This window comes from Streptomyces sp. NRRL WC-3626, assembly GCF_000718785.1.
GTDB classification, from domain to species: domain Bacteria; phylum Actinomycetota; class Actinomycetes; order Streptomycetales; family Streptomycetaceae; genus Streptomyces; species Streptomyces edwardsiae.
Window position 1 is genome coordinate 62249 of the sequence record NZ_JOCA01000005.1, and the last position, 24654, is coordinate 86902.

The 24654-nt window shown below is 73.2% G+C and carries 4 protein-coding genes; all 4 read left to right on the forward strand.

Features of this window, described 5'->3' with window-relative positions:
* Position 1 precedes the first annotated feature (1 nt).
* From IF28_RS37000 to IF28_RS0109425, 4 genes are read left to right on the forward strand one after another with little or no spacing between them, the layout of a single operon-like run.
* Positions 2–3334: an AAWKG family protein gene (locus IF28_RS37000; protein WP_051713693.1), complete on the forward strand. Its 3333-nt coding sequence runs from the start codon at positions 2–4 to the stop codon at positions 3332–3334.
* Between the two features lie 27 nt (positions 3335–3361).
* A complete protein-coding gene (locus IF28_RS0109415) occupies positions 3362–3874 on the forward strand; it encodes a YbaB/EbfC family nucleoid-associated protein (protein WP_078621014.1) in 513 nt (170 codons plus the stop codon).
* A gap of 2 nt (positions 3875–3876) precedes the next feature.
* Positions 3877–4224, forward strand: coding sequence for a hypothetical protein (locus tag IF28_RS0109420; RefSeq protein WP_030216483.1), 348 nt, complete (start codon positions 3877–3879; stop codon positions 4222–4224).
* On the forward strand, positions 4225–24576 hold the full coding sequence (locus IF28_RS0109425; protein WP_030216484.1) for a lonely Cys domain-containing protein: 20352 nt from the start codon (positions 4225–4227) through the stop codon (positions 24574–24576).
* Positions 24577–24654: the final 78 nt, after the last annotated feature.

The window sequence follows — 24654 nt, forward strand, 5'->3', positions numbered from 1 at the left end:
GATGGCCAACCCCGAGGACAACAACAACGACAACTGGAAGAAAGCGGTTGACCTGCTCACCGGCTATGTTCTGCCGGAGCGGAAGACGTTGTTCGACACTCTCAAGGGCAACGACGACATCCCTCTGATCCACGTTCGGGTGGAGGACGAGGGCGGTCCTGACTATTCCTCGGGATTCCTTTCCTCGGGTGGCTGGAAGACGCACAACACCGACTACACGATTCCGTACTACCGGCCCGCCGGCGACGGTACGGAGGTGTCCGACGGAAGCTACCTCTACCAGTACCGCGTCTACATCACCTTCCTCGCCTCGGGCCAGTCCTGGCCGCCCAGCGGTGACGACATCATCCCGGGCTACACGAAGACGAGCGACAAGCTCAAGGACAAGGGCGGCAACAACAGTGAGGGCGAGAAGCTCGACTGGGACACCAACCCCCTGGTCCAGTACCTCTACGGCTCCAAGGCCGCCCTGTCGCATCTGACGATGTGGCCGTACTCCACCCACGGGTTCGAGAACCGCGGCATCCCGGTGAACGACGCCGACTACGTCGATCTGCGCACCTTCACGGAGGCGGCCAGGGCGTTCGACCGGGTGGTCGCGTTCTTCGAGGACAGCGCGGTCACCATCGGCAAGTGGGACACCGAGAACATCGGCGAGGGCAGCGACGCCTGGGACGGCACCTCGGCCATCATCTTCAAGGAACTCATCCACAAACTGGCGCGGAACTACGAGGGGTACGCCGACCAGGTCAGCGGCAAGGGCGGCGACGAGGTCGCGGTCACCATCGACGACGTGACGGTGACGTCCGAGCCGGCCCGCGCGCTCGCCGAGGCCCAGCGGGTCATCCTCACCCAGGCGCAGAACCTCTACAACGCCTGGGAGGCGTGGAAGGCCGAGAGCAATCCGCAGCGCTGGCTCTACGACATGCTGCAGGACGCCCGGCTGAAGCTCTTCGACACACAGTTCGACAAGACGGACATCGACACGGTGTCCAGCGGCTCCGGGATGGCCACCTCCTGGCACAACTACGTGGTGTCGACCTCCGGTTTCCGCAACGAGATCCTCATCGGCGACAAGTCGTACGGCAAGCCGAGCGACATGACCACGTGGAAGGCGATCGCCGACGAGGCGGTGCGCCGGTGGGAGCAGTCCGTACAGGACTGGCTGAGTACGGCGGGCGCCGAGGCGATCGTCGCGATCCACAACGCGTTCAAGGCCGCCGAGAAGGCGTTCGACACCAGCATCACCGACAAGGACGACCGCCCGCTCTCCGAGATCTCGGCCGACGCGGAAGCCGACGCCGAGAAGAAGAAGGCCGAGGCCGAGGCGGCCGCGGCGAAGGCGGAGGCCGAGCGGGAGAAGGCGGAGGCCAAGGCCGAGCGGGAGCGCGAGAAGGCCGAGGCGGAGAAGGAGAAGGCCGAGGCCAAGGCGGAGGCCGAGCGGGAGAAGGCCGAGGCCAAGGCCGAGCGGGAGCGCGAGAAGGCTGAGGCGGAGAAGGAGAAGGCCGAAGCCAAGGCGGAGGCCGAACGGGAGAAGGCCGAGGCCAAGGCCGAGCACGAGCGCGAGAAGGCCGAGGCGAAGGCCGAGCAGGAGGCCGCCAAGGCGGAGGCCGACAAGGAGAAGGCCGAAGCGAAGGCAGAAGCCGACCGGGAGAAGGCGGAGGCCAAGGCCGAGCAGGAGGCCGCCAAGGCGGAGGCGAAGGCCGAGCAGGACGCCGCCAAGGCGGACGCCGAGCGGGAGAAGGCCGAAGCCAAGGCCGAGCAGCAGGCCGAGAAGGCCGCCGCCAAGCAGGACGCCGAGGAACAGCGGCAGTTCATCCTCGCCCAGAACCAGAAGGCGCAGGCCGACGCGAACAAGGAACGCGAACGCGCCGCCGCCCAGGCCGAAGCCGACCGCGCCGAAGCCAAGGCGGAGCAGGCCGCCGCCAAGGAGGAGGCCGAGAAGGAGAAGGCGGAGGCGAAGGCCGAGCAGGAGGCCGAGAAGGCCGAAGCCAAGCGCGAGCAGGAGGCGGCGAAGGCGGAGGCCGAGAAGGAGAAGGCCGAAGCGAAGGCCGAGCAGGAGGCCGAGAAGGCGGCCGCCAAGCAGGAGCAGGAAGCGGCGAAGCAGGAGGCCGAGCAGGAGAAGGCCGCCGCCAAGCAGGAGCAGGAAGCCGCCAAGGCGGAGGCCGAGGCCGAGCGCGAGGCCGCCAAGCAGGAGCAGTCCGACGCGCAGGCCAGGGCGGAGGCCCAGCAGGAGGAGGCCCGCCGCGAGGCCCTCCAGGAGCGGCAGCAGGCCCGGCTGGACGCCCAGAACGCCAAGGACGACGCCCAGGCCGACTACGAGCAGCAGAAGGCCGAGGCCCGCGCCGAGCGCGACGCCGCCCTCCAGGACGCCGACCGCCAGGAACAGCAGGCCCGGCAGGAGTACGAACAGGAGAAGGCGGAAGCCCAGGAGCAGCGGGACCAGGCACGCGAGGACGCCGAGCGGGAACGCGCCGAGGCACGCCAGGACTACGACCGTGAGATCGCCGCGGGCCGCGACGAGAACGACGCCCGCGAGGACTACGACCGCCGGATCGCGGAGATCGACGCCGCCGAGCGGGAGGCCGTGGAACGGGCCGACGCCGCCGAGGCGGACGCCCGGGCGGAGTACGACGAGGCGAAGGCCGACGTCCAGGCGGAACGGGACGAGGCGCGCGGCGAGGCCGAACAGGCACGCAAGGACGCCAAGGCCGACTACGACCGGCGGATGGCCGACATCCAGGCCGAGTACGACCGGATCGGCGCCGAAGACAAGGACATCGACGAGCTGATCCGTCAGCGCATCGCCGATCTCCCCGAACCCCCCGACCTCTCCGGCTACCCCCAGGGCGGCTCCGGGGGATCGGCGGGCTCCTCCTACTCCTCCGTGTTCAGCGACAACCTGTACAACCAGGACGACCTCGCCTCCGCGCTCGGCCGTCCGCAGGGCGACGCCCTCACCGGCGCCTCCGCCGACGGCTCCGGCGCGGGCGCGGGCTCGCCCATGTACCCGCCGATGATGCGGGGCGCCGGCGGCGAGGCGGGCGGCGGCGGCTCCGGCGAGCGCACCAGGAACGTCATCGAACCGTCGGTCGGCCGCTCCGCCCGTACCGCCGCCACGACGACCGTCGACGAGGAGCACCGCGTCGCCCCCCGGTCCACGCAGACCAGCAGCAGCACCCCCTTCATGCCGCCCATGGGAGGCATGGGGGGAGCGGGCGAGGGCAGGCCGCAGACGGAGAGCGGGGACAGGGAACGGACCACATGGCTGGCCGAGGACGAGGACGTCTGGGGCACCGACGAGGGCGGCGCGCCGCAGGCCCTCGGACGCTGAACGCGAGTCGAGTGAGAGGGGACCGGGATGAGCCGGCCGATGGAGGACCGGGTGGCCCAGGCATTGGCCCACCTGAAGGCGGCGGAGGAGGCCGCGGCCTCGGCACGCGCCGAGCTGGACGCCGCCTCGGTCACCGCGCTCTCCGCCGACCGGTCGGTCAGGGTCTCCGTCGGCGCCAAGGGGGAGCTGACCGCCCTGGAGTTCCTCGACGGCAAGTACAGGACCATGGCCGCCCCCCAGCTCTCGGCCGCGGTCCTGGAGGCGGCGAACAGGGCACGGGCGGACATGGCCCGCCGGGTCGTCGCCACCCTCGACCCGCTGACCCGGATGACCGCCCGGGGCGCCGCCCCGGAACGGATGGGCGTCGACTGGCAGTCCGTCTTCGGTTCCCTGCTCAGTGAGACGTCGGTGGCCGAGGGGCCGACGGCGATGAGCCGGCTCCGCGACGAGATCGTCGAGGACGAGGAGGAGCCCGCCGCCCCGCACGGAACGGCCCGCGGCACGGACGACGGACGACAGGAACGGCAGGAGGGCGCGTAGTCATGGCCGGTAACTATTCCGCCGACATCCAGGCGATTCTGCAGGGCTCCAGGCACCTCGCCGACGCCGTGCGCTACGGCGACGAGATGCTGCCCCGGTTCGAGACCGGTTACGCCCGCTATGCGGGCTGGTGGGGCGAGGAGGGTGGCGACGACGACTTCGCCAACTCCGTCGGCCCCCAGGTCCGGCGCGAGCAGGAACAGGTGACGGCCACGGTCCTGGCCATCACCAGCGGTTTCATGGCGCTGGTCGACGCGGTCGCCGCCGAGGCCGACCATGTGCAGCGGCCACAGACGCAGGCGCTGGACGACATCGAGGCGCAGGGCTCGGAGAGCGAAACCAGGCGCTGAATGGCGATCATGTTCTCGCCCGCCCTGCGGGAGTTCCTCGAGGTCTACGTGGGCGCGAGCGTCGCCACGGGCAACGAGGACCTGGGCTTCGACAGCCGCAACCCGTACAAGCGGCTGGCGGACGACGTCAGGGATCTGTCGGACGCGATGAAGGGAGCGATCTCCACCGCCGGGAACTCGCTCCCGCCGCGGATCGCCGACCAGTTCGTCGCCGCGATGAAGCTCTTCGTCGACGACAACGGGCAGAACCATCTGCAGAAGTTCTCCGACGAGCTCCGGGACATCGGCTCCCAGCAGATCGACCGCTCCATCAAGCTGTCCGAGGCGAAGTACCAGATCCTCATCGAGTTCATCCTGATGAACATCGAACTGGCGCTGATCGCCGCCCTGTCCATCTTCACCGGTGGTACGTCCCTCACCGAGATCGCCATCCAGAAGGCGCGCACCGCCCTCACGATCCTGCTGCTCCTCCAGCGGCTGGGACGGGCCATCCCCACGCCCCTGTCGGTGCTGCTGGAGGCGATCCAGGAGGCGTTCGTCGCGTTCGCCTCGCAGCTGATCTCCATGACCGCGCCGGACGACCCGGAGCGCAGGCGCCACAAGTTCGACTGGACGGACATCGGCCAGTCCGCCGTCGCGGGTGCCTTCGCGGGGCTCTTCGGCGGAATCTTCTCCCAGTTCGCCGGCCCGATCGTCAAGAACATCTTCAAGAACAACCGGACCTGGAAGGAAGTCTTCGACCTTCCCCTCGCGTTCGTCAACGAGGGCCAGGCGGAAACCTTCGCGGAGGCCTTCACCAGCCTCATCTTCCTGGGCACGTTCACCCTCAACCCCGGCACGTTCCTGAGCGCCGGCCTCAGCGGCCTCATCTTCGAAGGCGCCTCCACCGGGGCGGAGTTCGGCGGCAAGTGGCTGCACGACAACTACTTCAAGAACATCGACTTCGGCCCCGACGGCGTCAACGGCCCGTCGGGCGGCGGGAACCGGTACGACCGCGACGACAGCGGAAGCGGCGGCACGTACACGTACAAGGACCGCTACGACGACCCCGCCGCGTACCGGGACACCTACGACGCGGCCGCGGACTCCCCCTACACCTCGCCGTACCGGCCGCCCGGCGGCGACTCCCTCTCCCGCACCGGCGACTTCGGCGACACCTCGTCCGTCCACAGCGACAGCGACACCGCGTCGGTGTTCAGCGACACCAGCGACACATCGTCGCTCTTCTCCCTCCCGGACGACGGCACGACCGGCGACGCCACCGGCGGCAACGTCACCCCGTACGGACTCCCGGGCACGACGGGCGCGGCCAAACCGGCGTACGCCACGCCCCCGCCGGTCCTAAACGCGTACGGGGGCAACGCCTACCGGAACTCCTTCGCGGACGACCCGGACACCGACACCGTCTTCTCCACCCTCAACCCGCCGGCGACCAGGACCCCGGGAACCGACTGGACCGGCGGCACGGACACCTCCCTGCCGGTCGACAGGCCCTCCACCGTCGGCTCCGACGTACCGGAGTCCCCCCGGCCGGTGCGCACCGAGTCCGCGCAGCCGCCGGCCGTCGACGAGACCCCGTTCAGCTCCCCGGCACCGTCCGGAATCCCGACGGGCACGTCCTCGGACCCCGGGTCCCCCGACTCACTCGACATGATCATGGACTGGGAGGAGGGCCAGGAGTCCACCGAGGAGCGGTACGAGCGGCTGCTCACGGACGTGTTCGGCCCCGCGATCCCGACCAGCCCCCTCCACCCCGCGCTCCACGACGCCCTGTCCCGCCTCGACGAGCTCCGGCAGTCCGTCCCCGCGCTGCGCGACGGCCCGCTCGACCTGGACGCCGTGACCCGCGAGGTGCTGCTCCTCGACACCGCCGCCCCGGTGACCGACGCACAGCGCGGCGAACTGTTCCGGGTGGCGCTGGACCCGGCGGTGGAACACGCGGGCAGCCTCGCCTCCCTGGCCGCCTTCCACCTCGAACTCCGGGGCGTCTTCTCCGTCAGCCACGAACTCACCGCCGACGACGGCGGCGTATGGGGCCGCGACTGGACGGGCACCGCACCCCCCGGCACCGGCCTCACCGAGGTCGGCGGCGCTGTCCGGCAGCCCGACGGCAGCCTGCACCCGGCCGCGCCGGAGCCCGCGCCCTGGCACCGGCCGGGCGAGCCCGCGCCGTACGTCGTCATGGCGGAGGGCGACCACCGGCATGTCGTCGTACGCGGCTACGACGGCGCGCCCCGCCAGGTCCCGGTCGACGTGTTCGCCGAACTCCTCGCCCGCGACCCCCGACTCGCCGGGCTGCCCACGGACACCCCCGTGGTGCTGCTCGTGTCCGACGCCGGTTCCCGCGGCCTGGACCTGCCGCGCCAGGCGGCGGACCGGGTGGGCCGGGAGGTCTGGTCGGCCAACGGCAAGGTGCTGGTGTTCCGGCAGCCCGACCCGTCGCTGCCGCACCTTCCGTCCCTGGTGTACGGGGAGGGGAGGACGCCGTATCCCGAGTGGATCCGCAGCGAACCCGGCCAGGTGCTCGACCCGGCGGAGCGGGAGAACGCGCCGGAGTGGGAGCGCGAGACACTGTCGCACAGCGTCGTCGGCGACGGGGGCCGCACCATCGGCCGGGGCGTCTTCGAGGACTCCGAGGCGCCGGGCCGGATCGCGGCGCTGAAGCTCGCCACGGAGTCGTCGGAGCTGTGGCACTACGACCCGACCACGCGGACGTCGGTCAAGGACGACGACCCCGTGCCGTTCGCCGGCAAGCCCGTGTACGTCTACAGCGCCCACGCCGTCCCGGGCGCGACCCTGACGCCGACCACGTCGGACTCCGCCCACTACTCCCGGCAGCGGGAGACCGGCGGGATGCTGAAGCGGCGGCCGAGCCTGGCCCGGCTGCCGCAGGACCACGCCGTCCTCATGGAGGCGTGCTCCAGCGCGAAACCGCCCGGTGTGGTCCGCACCCGCAGGGGCATCGCCGACACCTTCGTCCCCGACCCGCTCGCCGTCGTCAGCGAGAGCCAGCACGTCGCCAACGAGACCGGGCGCACGGCGTACGGCGGCACCCAGCTGGTCGGCTTCGCGAAGCTGCCGGACGGATCGTTGGCGCACCGCCTCTACACGGACTCACGGGGGCGGCGCGGCACGTGGGTGGAGCACCGGCCGGAACCCGCCGGCGCCCTGCTCGACGACCGCGCCACGGCGGCGGGCCTGCACACGGACCCCGCCCGGCCGGTGACCGACGCGACCAGGGAACGGGCCCTGCGGCTGGTGCGCGCGCTGCGGCTGGCCTTCGGCGTGGGCATCGAGGACGACAGCCGGTACGGCGAACTCCTCACCGGCATCGGAGCGTTGGAGTCGATGCGCGCGGCCGATCCGGTACTGCGCGACCTCGGGCCGTTCTCCATGGACCTGTTCGACCGCGCCGCCCACGCCCATCAGGGGAGCGGCGCGCACCGGGAGCTGCTCCTCGCCGCCGCCGAGGCCGTACGCCTGCGGCCGGACACCGTACTGTCCGACTTCGTCACCCTGCCCCAAGTCACCGCCGCCGCGCAGAGGCTGGGCGGTCTTCCGGACCAGGACCTGGACGCCGAGACCGCCCGGGTCCTGCGCCTCGACGACGGCCCGGCGGCCGTCGGGGAGCCCGAGCGGGCGCGGCTGTTCTGGGCGACGGTGAAGGCCCTGGAGTGGGAGAGCCGCACCCCCGACCCGGACGCCCTCACCGCCCGCGTCCTGCACCTGGACCAGCCGGACCCGGCCCGGCGGACGGACCTGCTGCGCCTCGTCGCGCAGGCGGCGGCCGTCGGCGTCGACGTGGACGACCTGACCGAACTGGGCGCCTTCCACCTGGAGACACTCGGCGCCCTGGACCCCGCGACCCAGCTCCGGGGCACCGACGGCACCCCGGTCGGCCGTCATTGGGCGCAGGCCCCGCCGAACGCGACCATGGCGACCGACCGGATCGTCGTCGCCGCCCCGAAGCCGGGCGGCGGCTTCCAGCCCGTGGCCCAGGAACGCCCGCCGTGGAGCACGCCCGGCGGGCCCTCGGCGTACACGGTGTGGGCCGGGGGCGGCCGCGACCATCTGCGGATGAACCTCCCCGGCGGCTTCCGCGCCCGGGTGCCCTACGACGAGGTCGCCGAGCTGCTGGCCCGCGACCCGGTACTGAACGCCCGCCCGGCGGACGGCACGGACATCGTCCTGGCGATCTCGAAGACGGCCACCGGACCGGCCACCGGTACCCCCTCCGATCCGCGGTCCGTCATCAGCGCCGGCACCGGCCGTACCGTATGGGCCTCGCGGGGCAACGTCGCCCTGGCCGGCACCGGCCCGTCCCGGCCCCACGTCCCCACCCTGCTCCCCTCCGCCCCCGGCCGCCCGGTCGCCGCCGACTGGACGGCCGTCCGCCCCGCCCAGGGCACCCCCGGCACGGACGACATCACCTTCGCGGACCGGAGTGAGCCCCGCCCGCCCGCCGCGCTCGCCGGCCTCCTCGACCCCGGACCGGCCGACGGGCTCACCACCCCGCTGCCGAACCTGGACGGCCTGCTCGCCGGCCTCGACACCCCGCTGCCGGACCACCTGGACGACGCGGCGACGACCGCCGACCCGGTGGCGGAACCCGGCCCGGAGGAGGCCCGGTGGCAGGAGCTGCTGACGGACCTCTACGGTCCCGGCGTCCTGACCGGCCCCCTGTACCCGGACCTCCGCGACGGCCTCACCCGCCTCGACCGACTGCGCCTGGGCGACCCCGAGGTGGGCTTCGAGCTGCCCGGCATGCCGCCCCGTCCGTTCGACCTGGACGCCGTGGTCCGCCGGGTACTGCTCCTGGACCACACCGCCCAGGTGACCGACGCGCAGCGCGGCCGGGTGCTCGGCCTTGTCACGTCGGACGCCGCCGCGCAGATGACGAGCCTGGCCGGCCTCGCCGCGCTCCAGCTCCAGCGGCAGGGCGTGCTCTCACCCACCCACGCCCTGACCGCCCCCGACGGGCGCGTCCGCGGCCGGGACTGGACGGGCACCGTCGTGCCCGGCCTGGACCTCACCGAAACCGGGAGGACCACGCTCCAGTCCGACGGCGGCCTGTACCGCGCCGATGTGAACACCGCGCCCTGGCACCGCCCCGGTGAGCCGGAACCGTACGTCGTGCGGGCGGAGGGCACCCACCGGCACATCGTCGTACGAGGTCACGACGGCGCCCCGCGCGAGGTGCCGCTCGACGTGTTCGCGGAACTCCTCGCCCTTGACCCGGAGTTGGCGGGGGCGCCCGCCGGCGTTCCCGTGGTGCTGCTCGTCTCCGACGCGGGAGGGCGCGGACTGGACCTGCCGCGCCGGGCGGCCGACCGGATCGGCAGGGACGTCTGGTCGGCCAACGGCGGTGTGGACGTCACCCCGCAGGACGACCCGGCACAGCCGCACGTCGTCTCCCTGCGCGGTGGCCGGGACCTGCACCACGCCGACTGGATCCGCAGCACCCCCGGCCAGGTGCTCGACCGGGCGAACGCCCCTTACTGGGAACAGGACACGCTGTCCCACACCATCGTCACCGACAAGGGCCCGATCGGCCGGGGCGTCTTCGATGACTCCGAGCCCCTGAAGATGATGCACAACCTCCGGTACGCGACGACGGCGACGGAGCTCCACCACCACAACAAGGCCACCGGGGAGTGGCACAAGGACACCGAACCCGTCCTGTTCGCCGGAAAGCCGGTGTACGTGTTCGCCGCGCACGCCCGGCCGGGGGAGACCCGGGTGCCGACCGGGGCGAACCCCGACCACAGCACCCGCGGTGAGCGCACCGGCGGCATGCTCAAGCGCCGGCCGAGCCTGGCCCGGCTGCCCAGGGACCACGCCGTGCTGATGCAGGCGTGCTCCAGCGGCGCGGCGCCGAGCCTGGTCCGTACGCGCCGGGGCGTCGACGACACCTTCGTCCCCGACCCGCTGGGCGCCGTCAGCGAGAGCCAGCACGTGGCCAACGAGACCGGGCGCGTCGTGTACGGCGGTACCCGCACGGTCGGCATGAGCTGGCGCGACGGCGTCCCCGTCCACCTCATCCACACCGACTCACGGGGGCGCCGCGGGAAGTGGCTGGAGCACCGGCCGGAACCCGCCGGGACCCCGCTGGACGACCGCGCCCGCGCGGCGGGACTGCACACCGACCCGCTGGGACCGGCCTCCGAGGAGACCCGTGAGCGGACCCTGCGGCTGGTGCGCGCACTGCGGCTGACGTTCGGGGTGGCCATCGAGGACGACAGCCGCTACGGCGAACTCCTGGCAGCGATCGGCGCGTTGGAGATCATGCTCCACGCCGACCCGGTGCTGCGGGGCGCCGGCCCGTTCAGCCTGGACCTGTTCGAGCGCGCGGCCCGCGAACTCCGGGCGACGGAACACGGGGTCGTGGACGGCGAGCCGACATCCGACGTCTACCGGGAGCTGCTGACCAGGGCCGCCGACACCCTGAGCCGCAACCCCGCCGCCGTCCTCACCGACCTCGTGACCCTGCCGCACGTCACCCTGGTGGCCGAGGGGACGGCCGGCATCCCGGAGCAGGACGTGAACGACGAGGCCGCCCGGATCCTGGGCCTCGACCCGTACACGGCGGCCGTCGGACGGCCCGAACGGGCCGAGCTGTTCTGGGCGATGGTGAAGGCCCTGGAGTGGGAGAGCCGCACCCCCGACCCCGACGCCCTCACGGCCCGCCTGCTCCACCTGGACCAGCCGGACCCCGCCCTGCGCACCGACCTGCTCGACCTCGTCACGCGGGCGGCGGCAGCCGGTGTGGACCTCGACGACCTGACCGAGCTGGGCGCCTACCACCTGGAGTTGCTGGGCGCCCTGGCACCCGAGAGCCTGCTGTACGACGACAAGGGGGTCCCGGCCGGGCGTCATTGGGCGCCGGGCACGGCCGGTCGGTCGGTGGACGTGCACAGCGCCCTCGTCATGGCGGCGACCCCCGACGGCGGCCACCGCGCCCTGCGCCGGGCGAAGATGCCGTGGACAGCCGACACCGCCCGGCCGGCCCCGTATCTGGTGCGGGGCGAGAGCGGGCCCGGCCACCTGGTCATGACCCTCCCCGGCGGGGTCCGCGTCCGGGTTCCGTACGAGGAGGTCGCCGAGCTGCTGGCCCGGGACCCCGGGCTGGGCGCCCGCCCACCGGCCGCGGACATCGTCCTCGCCTCCACCACGACACCCGCCGCACCGCCGTCACCGGGGGCCGTGAACGCGCTCGCCGCCGGAACCGGACGCGGCGTATGGACCTCACCGGGCCCGGTCGACCTGCTCGCCCAGAGCGACCCCGCGGACCCGCACGTCCTCGCCCTGCTCCCCATGGCCGACGGCAGCCGCCAGCGGGCCGACGACTGGACGGCCACCCGGCCGGCGCCCCCGGCGAACCCCGACACCCCGGACACCACCTTCGCGGCCGAGACCACCACGACCGTCGCCGTCACGCCGTCCACCGAGCCCGACCCGCTCCCCGCGGACCGCCCGCTCCTCGACCCCGCCATGACCCCGCCGCCACCCGCGCGCACCCGCCGCACCCCGGCCCGCTTCACCGACGGCCGGCAGATGCCCGCCTACGTCGACGACCTCCAGTCACTGCTCCCCACCGGCCTCACCGCCACCGAGGTCGACCAACTCCTCACCAACCCGGGCACGTTCGGCCAGAGCACGGTCGTGCTGCGCGGCACCGAGCAGGCCCTGGACACCATCGGCCGCGAAGTGGAGGCCAGACCGGACGCCCGCCCCGCCGACGGCACACGACTGCTCGACGACATCCGGCAGACGCTGCGGGACAAGCCCAAGACCCTCGCCGACGGCCAGGGCCGCCCCTTCCCGTACGTCAACGCCGAGGGAAAGACCCGCGTCCTGTGGATCAGGGCGCGGCACTACGGCACGTGGGCCCCGTTCGACGACGGCATCGGGGACTCCTCGAAGATCGACAGCATGCACCGGGCGGCCGCCACGTTCGGCCTGACCAAGAACATGCAGGCCAACTCCCAGTACGGCCTCGGCGGTCCGATCGGCCCGGCCGGCACGGCGGCGTTCGGCGGCTTCGGCCGGCTCGCCCTGCGGTTCGGCTTCATCAACAAGGTCGGCTACACGCTCACCGACCAGCGGATGAACCAGATGGAGACCCGCACCCTGGACAAGTCCCGGGCCTACCTGGACGACGTCCACTACGAGATACGCGTCACCGACACCGCCGGACAGCTCGTCACGGGCACCGACACGGACCCGGACACGCCCGCACGGTTCTCCTTCGGCGTCCGCAAGGGCCTCCTCGTACGCCTCCCGGACAGCGTGACGAAGATCCCGAAGCCGGGCAGGATCCCCCGGTCGATCACCCTCGACCGCGACTCGCAGTACCGGTTCGTCCGTATCGAGGGCTTCGGACCGGTCGCCGCGATCCGTGACTGGGCGGCCGCACAGATCGTTGCCCGGCCGGGCAGCTCCGCCTACACCGAACTGGACATCTTCTTCTCCGGCGACAGCTTCCAGCGGCACGCCGGCACCATGGCGCGCGGCCGGATCACCACCCCGCCCCTGTTCGCCGACGACAAGAGGAAGTCGCCGCTGGGCGTCTTCGTGGTGGAGGAGCTGATCCCGCGGGCCGCCGTGCTCGTCGGCGAGACCGACCAGGCCGAGATGCGCGACATCAACACCTCGACCGTCCGCAGCGAACGCAGCCGGGCCGACGGCAGAAGCCTGCTGCTGCAGGCCGTCGCCGGACCCGCCTTCAACTTCTACGACCCCGGAGCGGCCCCCTTCGACCTGCGGCTCCAGTTCGGTCCCACGGCCCAGTACTCGTACGCGAAGACCTGGTCCGTCGGACTCGGCGCGGCCGGCACGATGCGTTCCGCGGGGCAGGTGAAGGGCCCGAAGACGGCCCTCTACCTGGTGGTGAAGTCGGTACGGGTACGGCGGGCCGGGGACAACGGGCCGCCGACGCGTTTCCTCACCTGGAGCCTGGACCGCATGACCAGCTCCGAGGCCCGGAGGCTGGCCGGATGGGACGACGGCACCGCGCTCGCCCTGCGCAACGGCGCCGCCCCGCCGCACGTCCCGGCCTATCTGACCGTGGACCGCCCGCGCACCCTGGGCATGCACCGCGTGAAGGAGTTCACCTTCGACGACGGCCTGCGCACCCGCGTCACCCCCGACACGGCGGACGGCGTCGGCCGCACCCTGCTGGACGCCTTCGCCGACGGGGTCGTCCAGGCCATCGGCAACCTCAATCAGGGGCTCGTGGTCCCGCTCGACCAGCTGCTGCCGCCAAACCTGCCCAAGGGCTGGCGCGCCCGCTTGGGCGACCTGCTCCGACGCGACCCCGACCAGGTGCTGAAGGCCGCCCAAAGCCTTCCCGTCCCACCCCGGTGGACCGACCCGGTGAAGTACCGGATCGCGCTCCAGAACACCCTCCAGGTGCTCGGCGTGCTCTCCCAGCAGAACGTCACCGCGAACCTGGAGGCGCTGACCACCGTCGGCCTGCCGATCCGGCTCACGGACCCCGACTCGATCGGGACGGTCTACTACACCCTGCGGGTGCACGGGACGCTGACCCGGCGCCGCTACGAGGGCAAGGACGTCCACGAGGGCATGCGTTTCAGCGCTCAGGGCATCGACCGGATCGACGGCCAGGTCAGCGTCAAGCACGGCGTGGACCTGGGCTTCGAGGGCACGTTCTCGGGCCGGGACAACGACCGCGACGAACTCGCCGGCCTGCCCCGCAACACCCTCGGGCTGACCCTGGGCGCCCGCCAGGGCTGGCAGTGGGAGGCGGAGACCACCTTCGGTTCGACCGTCACCAACGAGCCGATGTCGGTGAGCAACCAGCCCACCCACCTCTACCGCTACGACCTCTCCCTCACCGCGAGCCTCGGCGGCTACTGGCGGCCCCGCGGCCTCATCCGCGGCCTCGGCCTCGGACTGCCGGGACTGCTGGTCCTCGACGAGCCGGTCAATGTGCTGTTCGGCCGGAACGCGCTCGGCCGGCTGCGCGGCGGCGGACCCATGACCGGCCAGGTCCTCCTCGGCGTCCCCGTCCAGCACACCCCCGACGCCGACCCGTACGCCGACGGGGCCCTCAACCCGTATCTGACCGACGAGCCCGACCCGACCCCCATGCCCACCGACCGGGCCCTCGCCCTGGCCAGGGGCGACCTCGAACTCCCCGACGGCACCGGCACCGTACGGCTCGCCGACCGCGGGACACCACAGTTCGGGGAGTTCCGCCAGCACCCCTTCGTCATCGTGAACATGGTGCTGTCGCCCGCCCTCGTCGCCGAGGTCGGCCGGGTCCTGCGGGCCGCGTCCGGCGGCGCCTGGCAGCTGGTGAAGGAGGGCGCTCCCACCCGCGACGCCATCGTCCGCACCTTCACCCCGCAGTATCTGACGTCGAGCTTCGACCAGAGCTCGGGCCCGCTGGGCATGGTGGGCAGCGGCCTGCTGGGCGAGGGGCCGTACGGCGAGCTGTGGGGAACCTTCCGCTACACGACGACGGTCGGCGGCCTGCGCGCCCTCACCCCGCCGATGTCCATGGACACCGAGATGACACTCGGTGGCACCCGGCAGGCCGCCGGCAAGCTCAGCGACAGCACCAGCTTCGTCTTCGGCGGCCAGCTGATCTACTCCGTCGCCCAGAACCCGGGACACGGCATCATGGGCGGATACGGCATCGTCGCCAACCCGTTCTCCAGAACCGGCACGCACAGCCTCAGCGTCGTGCGGACCGTCGTCGCGGACATGAACCGCAAGGGGTTCACCCACCAGGTGCTGGTGGCCGGCGACGTCCAGCACTGGTTCGCGCTGCTGTCGAGCCGGCTGGGCACGGGCCGGATCGGCACGGCGGCCGCGGGCAGCGCCCTGGTGCCGAGTACCTTCGCCGGGGCGGCGGGCACGGAACTGACAAGCCCCGGCGGGCTGTTGGGCCATCTGCCCGAGAAGAGCGCGCACCGGATGGGGCTGATCGACGACGGCTTCGGCGCCGTCCCCCGCTACACCGGGCAGCCCTGGACGCCCCAGCCCTGGATGCGCGGCGCCGCCTTCGGCAGCTACGCCGTCAACGCCCTCGACCCCACGGACGTCCTGCTCGCCTTCGACCGGCGGATCGGCAAGCTGGGGCTGGACGACCAGAGCCGGGAGCGCGTACGGCAGCTGGTGACGGCACGCGCCACCCGGGCGCTGAAGGGGGAGATGACCACGACCGGCCCGTCGACCCTGGTCAAGGCCGGCGGCTGGGGCTGGGGCAGCGTACGGATCGGCAGCCGGCGGGTCCGGGTACGCGTCGAACTGCTGCCCGGAACACCGAAGTTCGAAGGACTCGATCACAGCGCCGAGCTGGAGGAGAACCGGCGGGCGATCGAGACCGCCCAGCGGAACTCGGAGTCCTCCGCCGGGGCGGACCTGGGTTTCCTCACCAGCCAGATGGTGCACACCGGCGACACCCATGTCCCGGCCGCCGGACCGACGTACACCGAGACCGGCTCGAACCGCAAGACGGTCGCGTCCAGCCACACGGTCACCACCGTCACCATCTACCGGGCGGCGTCCACCGAACCGCACGCGGAGATCGTCACCCCGTACCGCATGCGCGTCACCCTGGAGGCCGACGACACCCCCCACACCGGCGCACCGGCCCAACCGGGCCTGGAGGAGGCGGAGTCCACGGCCCTCGACCGCTTCCGGGGCCGGCTGACCCTCGTCGAGGAGGACGACGTCGGCGAACTGCGCGAACACATGCCGCTCAGCCTGATGGAACCCGTGGCCACGACGGCCGGAGCAGCCCGGCTGCTGCCCGCACCCGATCCGGCGGCCGACCCCGCCCTGACCGGCCCGCCCCGGCCGGTGCCCGTCCCCAAGGGCGGCGAGGCACTGACGGTCCTGGACGGAGACGGCGTCGTACGGCCGTTCACCTTCCCCGAGAACGGCATGCACCCTCGCGGGATCATCGGCATCGAGAACATCCGCATGGCCGGCGACCTCCTGCTGACCAAGGCGTACGACGTCGGCTTCTCCCTGCGCGCCCTGGAGGCGGAGGACGGCCCCGACGACGACATCCTGACCGAACTGCTGCGCACCACCAGGGACACCGGGCTGACCCGCCTCGGCACCGGCTCGGCGCAGGCGCTGGAGGACGGCACCAGCTCGACGGCCGTCACCGCGTTCTTCCCCCGCACCACCGAGCCGGACGGCTACCAGGTGGCGGGGCTGACCGAGAAGTCCCTCGTCGGTACCGACACCGGACGGCTGACCCTGCGCTCGGCCCCCGACTTCAGCCGCGCCCTGCTGCTGACGGTCGCCGACGGCAAGAAACTCGAGGTGCTCCGACGGTACGGGGAGAACGCCGGCACGTCGTCGTCCGTCGAGCACAGCCAGTCCGCGAACGTCGGCGGCGGCTTCCTGTACGACTCGCCCGCCAACGCCGGCCTCAACCAGATCGGCGTCTTCGTCCCCGGCCCGAGCGACCTCGACGCCGATGTGCTGCCGGTCGGCGACGACCATCTGACCTCGCGCAACCTCAAGCCCAAGACGGGCCGTTCCTTCCTGTTCGCCGTCCCCGCCACCTGGCTGAGCGTCGGCGACGTGCACCGCGGCATCGTGGACTCCAAGCTCGCCAACCGGATCAGGGGCGGCACCTTCGCCAAGGCCCGGTCGGGTCCGCAGGCCATGGAGTCCGAGGCGTACGTCGTCACCTGGATCCGGGAGGACGTGGCACGTGACCTGCGGCTGATCACCGACACCAACTTCCCCGACCGGGTCTCCGAGGCGTGGGACGCGGTGGAGAGCGCGAGCAAGGCGTGGGTCGACGCCGACAAGGCGTACTGGAAGAAGCGGCGCGCCTCCGGCGGGCTGCGCGCCGACCTCGACGCCGCGCAGTCCGTCGTCGACCGGGCGGCCCGGACCGCCCGCGCGGCGAACCGGCCCGTGGAGCTGGCACGCGCCGACGTCGACACGGCGGACACCGCGCTGAGCCGGGCCGAGGCCGACGCGCTCCGCGACCACGGCATCGCGGACACGACCGTGGCCACCGCACAGGCCGAGGTCGACGCCTTCGCCGACGACATGTACGCCGAACCCGACCACGACGGCTGGGCGCAGCTTCTGCGGGACGAACAGGACGCCGCCGCAGCCCGGTTGGCCGGGGCGAAGGAGACCGCCCGGACGCTGCGGGCGGCGGCCGATCTGCGGCTGGAGACCGCGCGCGCGGAGAAGGCGGCGGCCGACGCCCGGCTCGACGCGGCCCTGCTGTCGGCCCGCGCGCCCGGCCGGGCCCTGAACGACGCCACCGCCCTCCGTGACACCGCCCGCGACGCCTTCGACAAGCGGCGGGGTGAACTGGACGCGCTCCGGGACACGGCGGAGAAGGCCGCGGCCGAGTACCACCGGGTACGGTCCGGGGCGGACCAGCTCACCCGCTGGCACCGGCTCGCCGCCACCCCGGAGGGCCTCGCCGAACTGGACGGCCTCGCCGAACCGCCCGCCGTGACCTACCAGGCCCCGCCCAAGGCACCGGTGGTCAAACCCCCGGCGCCGCCCCGCTACACCAGGACCGCCACCGAGCTCACCTCGCCGACGGGGGAGACGTACACGCTCCAGGACGTGCCGAGGGACGGCGACGCGTTCTTCCGCGCGCTCGCGCTCGGTCTCGAACGGGCCGCTCCCGGCCTGCCGGCCGCGCAGGGCATCGACCTCGCCGATCCACGGGCGACGGCCGATCTGCGCCGCAGGATGGCGACCTGGCTCACCGACCACGCCGACGCGGAGCTGCTCGCCGCCGTAGCACCCGACCACACCGACACCTTCACCCCGGAGGAGATCGCCGCGGCGGGCCTCGACCTCGGTACGGACACCCCGGCACGCCGTGAGTTCGACGGGCTCGGCGGCCTGATGCCGCACGCCGTCGGCCTGACGCCCGAAGTACGGGCCGAACTCGCCGTCGCCCAGCTGCTGCGCCGGGGTGACGCGGCGTCCGAGTCCGGCTGGGACCACGCGGCCTCCGACCTGCTCCCGCTGCTCGCCGCCCGCACCTTCGGCGTACGCGTCACGGTGGTCACCGCCGACGGCTCGTTCCAGGACTTCACCCCGACACCCCCGACGACCGACCCGACCCTCACCGGCACCACGTCACACCCCGACGCCCACGTGGTCCTGAGTCTCGACGACCGTCACTACCAACTGGCGGTACCGCCCACCCAGCCACCCCCGAAGCCACTGCCGGCGCCGAAGGGACCGGAACCGTTGGCGAAGGACACGGCCCCCTTGCCGAAGGGCACGGGCGTGCTCACCGAGCCCACGGACCCCCTTGCGACGACCACTGCCCCGCTGCCGAAGGGAACGGAGCCCCTCACGAAGGGCACGGGCAGCGATCCCACGGACCTCCTTGCGAAGACCGCGACCCCCCTCCCCAAGGGAGCCGTGCCCAAAGGCACGGAAATCCCCGCCCCGAAGAGCGGTGTGCACGAGCCGTCGAGCGAGAGCAGACCGGCGCGGGGCCGGCGCGTGCCCGTGCCCGGGACGGGGGAGTGTCTTCTCTACTCCTTCATGGCCGGCGACCCCGCACACATCCGCACCCGGCTCCCCGGTCTCGCCGCCACCGACCCCGCCGCCCACGACTGGCTGGGCGACCCCGACGCGGTACGCCGCGAACTGCGCCGCCGGTCCGCGTCCGGCGCCGGAAGCGGCCCCTCCCGGGTCGTCCTGCGGGCCATGCGGTCCTCCATCGAGGGCTACGTGGGCCGCAGCGGCGGCCGGCTGCACCCGCAGATCGTCGGACAGTTCCGGCAGACGGTCGCCACCGAGTTCGAGACGCGCATCCGCGGGATGGACCGGCCCGGCAGGCTGGCCCTCCTCGCCCACCACGGCATCCGGCGCGTCCCCGTGGCCGAGGCCCTCGACCCCGCCGACCTGGCGCGACGGTACGTCGACGCACGTATGGCCGCCCGCCCCGCCGACCCGACGATGTCCCCCATGGACGCCAGGGCCGTACTGGAGGCGGACGCCGAGAACCTGAGCCCACGCCAGATGTTCGACCACCTGGAGCGGAACGGCCTGCTGCCGGCCCCCGGCGACCTCGACGACACCGCCCTCGCCCGCCTCCTGGGCACCGCCTACACCCAGAGCACCGCCCCGCTGGACGACACCGAGTCGGCCCGGCTGATGGACGCCGTCGTCAACTGGGAACACCGCTGGGGGACACCCGAGGGTGAGATCTTCCTGCCCCTCCTCGCGCACGCCTTCGACCTGCGGGTCGACGTGGTGCGGTCGTTCCCGGACGGCGCCCGCCGGGTCAGCGGCGCGGGACCGGACAACGCCACCCGTCAGACGGAGGTCTACTACAACGGCGTCAACCACTACGACGGCAGCGACGCCGGCGCCCGCGACCGCTTCGGCGACCCGGTCCTCCCGAAGCGGATCAAGGACGAAGAGCGCGACCAGGGCGGCGACGTACGGCTGAACCCGCTGTGGGTGCCGCTGGACGAGGTGGACCCGAACCTGCTGATCACCGGCAACCGGGACGCAGTGTGGCTGTACACGGTCACCGACGACGGGCGGGTGATCCTCGGTACGGAGGCCCTGAGCGGCATCATCACGCCGGAGCAGTTCGACACACTGCTGGCGGGCATGCGGGAGAAGGACCCCGACCTGACGGCCGAGTCGCTGCGCGAGGCGCTGGACGGGCTGGGCCACACCGGTATCGCCGCCGGTTTCGTCGCCGAGGGCGGGCAGGACGCGGGCCGGACACTGCCGGGGCGCAGCCGGGTGTCCGGCGAGTTCCGGTGGAGCGCGGAGCAGGGGTCCGGGGTGGTGAACGACAAGTCGGGCCGCTACATGAGCGAGACGGTCCGCCCGGGCCTGGACGCGGCGGCGGCCGCCGACTGGCTGGCCAACGTGGCGGCCCTGTTCAGTGCCCGGCTCGGCGTCGTCGTACGGACCGACCAGGTGAAGACGGCCCCGCCCCCGCCGAAGGACCCCCCGCCCGCGGCCGCGCCCCCGCCGTCGTCCCCCATGACGACGCGGGCCCCCCTGTCCACCGACGACACCGGCAAGCTGGACACCGCCCGCCGGGTCGCCGCCGTACTGCACGGCCTCGGACACCCCGTGGTGCTGGCCGGAGCCGCCCGTGGCCGGGTGCAGTTCGGGCAGTCCCGGCCACTGGGCGCCGTGGAGTTCCAGCTGCCCGGACCGCCCCCCGTCGCCGCGATCCGCGCGGCGCTGCCCGGAGCGTCGGTACGGATCCGTCCCGGCACGGGTGGCGCCCGGGTCCTCGACGTGTCGGTGGACGGCGTCGACATCACGATCACGGCGACGGACCGCCCGCCCACCGGCACGGTCACCGTCGACGGCTTCACCCTGCCGGCACCCGCCGAGTCCGTGGCCGACGCCGCCCTCGCCCTCGCCACCGGCACCGACCCCGACCTGCGTGGCCGCGACCTCCTCGACCTGCTGTGGGCCCTGCACGCCGACAGCGGCCCCCGTACGGTCACGCCGGTCCTCGCCCACCAGGCCACCTACGGCTCCGGAGTGGACGGCTCCCTCGCCGTACGCCTCAGCGAACTGCTCGACTCCGCCGCCCTCGACCCCGAAGCCCTGGCCCGCCATGAGCGGACCTGGCGCGCCCTCGGCGTCACCGAAGCCGAACGCGCTGAGCTGAGCGCCGAGTTGACCGCCCTGGCGGACGAACTGCGAGCCCTCCCGGAGGTCATCACCGACCCGGTCCGCTCACTCGCCGCGCGCCTTCCCGGCCTGTCGACCGCCGGCCGTGACGCGGCGCTGGCGCTGCTGCCGTCCGCGCACCGTGAGCGGCTGGCCGCCGACCCCGCACTGGTGGACGCCCTGCGCGACGCCCTTCCCCCGGCCGAATTCGCCACGGTCGCCGCTCAGTTGATGACCCAGGTGCCCGACGGGGTCGAACAGCCCGTCTCCGCCGGTGACCGGGCCCGAACCCAGGTCGCCCGGCTGCTCCAGGACCCGGATGTCGCCGCGCGGCTGCTCAAGCGCGGTTCGCGGGTCGTGGTGGTGCCCAGGAGCGAGGCCATGACGGCCCAGGACGCCTTCCGCCATCTGCGGGGCGGACTCACCGACGACGGCCGCCCCTGGGAGACTGTGCGCGGTGCCGGCCTGCGCAGCGCGGCCGTCACCGAGGAGAACCTGCTGGGCGAGCGCACCACCGTCCCGGACGGCGAGGACGCACAGGCCGACGGCTACTCGACGACCGTGCACGAGGTCGCCCACACCGTCCACCTGTACGGCCTGGATCCCGTCGACCAGCAGCGCGTCACCGACGCCTACGAGGCCACCCGGCGGCTCGGCGAGGCGGGCGCCTGGCCGGACGGCGCCCTCTACGGCCAGGACGCCGACGGCCGCCGTAGCGACCCCAACTACAGCAGCCGCGACGAACGCGAGTTCTTCGCCCAGCTCACCAACGTCTACCTGATGACGAACGGCGGCTTCGACCCGTACACCGGACTGCCGCGCCACAACGACGGCCCCGAGTGGGTGCGCGAACACCACCCGGACCTCCACCCGCTGCTGCGACGCCTGTACGGCGAGGGTCCCGAGCCCCGCCCCCGCCATCCGCGCAGTGTCGCGCCCGCCCGGCCGCGCGGAGTGCGTGCCGCCGAGGTCAACCCCGTCGACGCCACCGACGTCGAGAACGAGGCGCTGGCCCGTGCCCGAGCGCTGTGGGACGTCGCCGAGGGCCGGCAGGGTGACGGCGACGACGCCTACGTGGCCGTCCGCGCCCTGTGGGACGGCGCCACCGGCACCCACACACCCCAGCCGCACACCCCCGCGCCGCTCCCGCTGCCGCACCCCACCCCCGTACCGCCCGCGGAGCCCGCCGCGGCGCCGCCGCCCACCGACGGCGCGGCACAGCAGCGGCTGCGGGAACTGTGGGCGGTCGTCGACGCCACCTTCGGATCCCAGCCGCTCACACAGGAGTTGCGCAACGGACTGTTCCACTCCCTGCGCGTGATCGAGGCGGCGCGCGCCGGACACCCCCGCTTCGGCGGCACCCTGGACCTCGACGGCGTCACCCGGACCCTGCTCCACCTGGCACCGGACGAACCGGTCGACGCGGCCCGGCACTACGACGCCTTCACCCTCGCGAGCAGCGCCCACCGCAGGGGCCGGGCCGGCAGCCTCGCCGCCATCGCCGCCTACGGGCTGACCCGGCAGCACGGCTACCCGCAGCAGACCCTCCTCAGCGGCGCCGACAACACGCCGTACGGCAGGAACTGGACCGGACGCCCCGGCATCCGGCTGCACCTGGACGTCGTCGCCGACCCCACGGGCGTCCACCCCTCGCTCTGGGGGCCGACCGCCCACGCGGTGCTGGTGGAGCGCAACGACGAGGGACTGCTGCTGGCGGGCGGAATCCCGGTGTCCGACGAGGAGTTCGCCGAACTGGTGCTGCACGACCCGGAGCGGCGGCCGGACGTGCCAGTGGTGATCCTGATCGCCGACGAGGACGGCCGCAACGAGACCCTCGCCCGCGTCGTCGCCGACCGCACCGGAACGCGTGCCTGGTTCAGCTACGGCGACCTGCGGCTGGAGACGGCCCCGGACGGCCTCCGGGTGCCGGTCCTGGCCGCCCCCGCCCCCGGGGAACCGGCCGGGGCCTGGATCCCCGCCGACCCGGGACTGGTCCCGGACGACCCGGCGGCCACCGTCAGGGCAGCGAACAACACCCTCTTCCCGGACACCGACATCCACTCGTACCCGCTGGTCACGGTCGACGGACGGACACTGACCGGGCGGGTGTTCCTCGACGCGCACGACATGGCGATGCGCGACGAGGCCATGCGGGTGGTGTCCGCCATCCAGCAGCACATCCTCGTCATGGAGGGACTGCCCGGTGTGTACGCCGGCAGGGAGAGCGGCCCGCTGCCCCTGCCGCGCGGTCTGGCCGACTCCTATATCGCCGTCGGCCACGGCGACAGCGGACGCACCACGCTGGCCCGCCGCAGCACCCACGCCAACCAGGCCGTGCACCCACGGCAGTTGGGCCGTGTCCTGGCGCGGCGCAAGAGCCTGCGGACGCTGGCGCCCGACGTACCGGTGTGGCTGCTGATCTGCGAACTGTCCATGACCCGCCCCGACCAGGACCTCCTCACCCACCCCTCCTCCGCCCAGTACGTCGCCAACGAGGTCCGCCGCACCGTCTTCACCGTCGACCGGCAGATCACCCCGAGCGAGGCCGCCGGCGGTCTGCCGCCGCACCTCATCGTGTACGACGACCCCGACAACCCCGCCGGTCACATAGGGGAGTTCCCGCCCGAGCCGAGGACCGCCGCCCTCGACGCGCTCGCCGACCTCGGCGGACTGCCCGACGGCCTGCCGGGACGCACCGACCGCGCCCTGCACTGGGTACGGGCCCTGCGGCTCACCCACGGCGCGCACATCGACTCCGACCCCGCCCGGGAGGCGGAGTTCCACGGGCTGATCGAGGGCTTCGGCGCCCTCGAACGGCTCCGCTTCCAGGCGGCCGGCACCAGCGACCCCGGCCTGCTCACCTGGGGCGGGCTCCAGCACATCGCCGGACGGTACGCCACCCGGCACGGCTGGGACCGCACCCTCACCGCCGGCCTGCTCGCCCACCTGCTGCACGCCGCCCGCACGGGCGGGCTGACGGCCTCCGACGCGACGGGCCCCGACGCCCCCGCCGCCCCTGTGGCCACCAACGGCACCCAGGCGCCGGCGGACGACGTGACGCGGCAGGCGGGCCCGGGAACGCTGCCGGACAACGCCCCTGGCTCAGGCCGCGACGCCGTCATCACGACCGGCGACGACACCCCGCTCCGGGCGCCGTGGTCCGAGGAGGCCCGACGCCGTTGGATCGCCGGTCAGGTGAGCGCGGAGGATCTGTCCGGCAGCCTTCCGGGGTTCTCCGCCGCCGAGGTCGTCACCCTGGCCGAGCTGAGGGACGCGGGCATCGGCGTCACCCCCGGAATGGACGTCGAGGCACAACTCGGCGGAGGTGTGCGCGGCAGCGGACTGGCACCGCTCGACCAGGTGCGGCTCCTGCTGGCCCGCCCCGGCCCGTGGCCGGACGCCCTCGAAGCGGTCGCCGTCGCCGCGGCACGCCGGATCTGGCGGTCGGCGTTCACGGACTTCGAGAACACGGTCCCGAACGCCGCCCGGGCATGGGACACGGCTGTCGGCCTCGTACTGCCGGGGGAGCCGCACTCCGTACTCACCGACTGGCGGTACGCCGACGAGGTGTACCGCGACGCGGTGCGTCGGCTTGCCGGTCTCCTGGCGGCGGAAGGGACGGATCCCCGGACGGTCGCGCGCCTCGCCGCCCGGCTTCGGGACGGCCTCGGTCTGCCGGTCCTCGGAGCAAGTGGTCGCGTCTCCGGGTGAGTTGGGCAGGGCGAAGACCGGAAGAGCTCGCCGTATCCGGTCGTGCCGCCCTGTCGGCAACTCCTGTGGCCAGCACGG

Excerpts from the sequence above, each read along its gene's own strand:
- IF28_RS37000 (WP_051713693.1), top strand. The coding sequence starts at position 2 with ATGGCCAACCCCGAGGACAACAACAACGACAACTGGAAGAAAGCGGTT.
- IF28_RS0109415 (WP_078621014.1), top strand. The coding sequence starts at position 3,362 with ATGAGCCGGCCGATGGAGGACCGGGTGGCCCAGGCATTGGCCCACCTG.
- IF28_RS0109420 (WP_030216483.1), top strand. The coding sequence starts at position 3,877 with ATGGCCGGTAACTATTCCGCCGACATCCAGGCGATTCTGCAGGGCTCC.
- IF28_RS0109425 (WP_030216484.1), top strand. The coding sequence starts at position 4,225 with ATGGCGATCATGTTCTCGCCCGCCCTGCGGGAGTTCCTCGAGGTCTAC.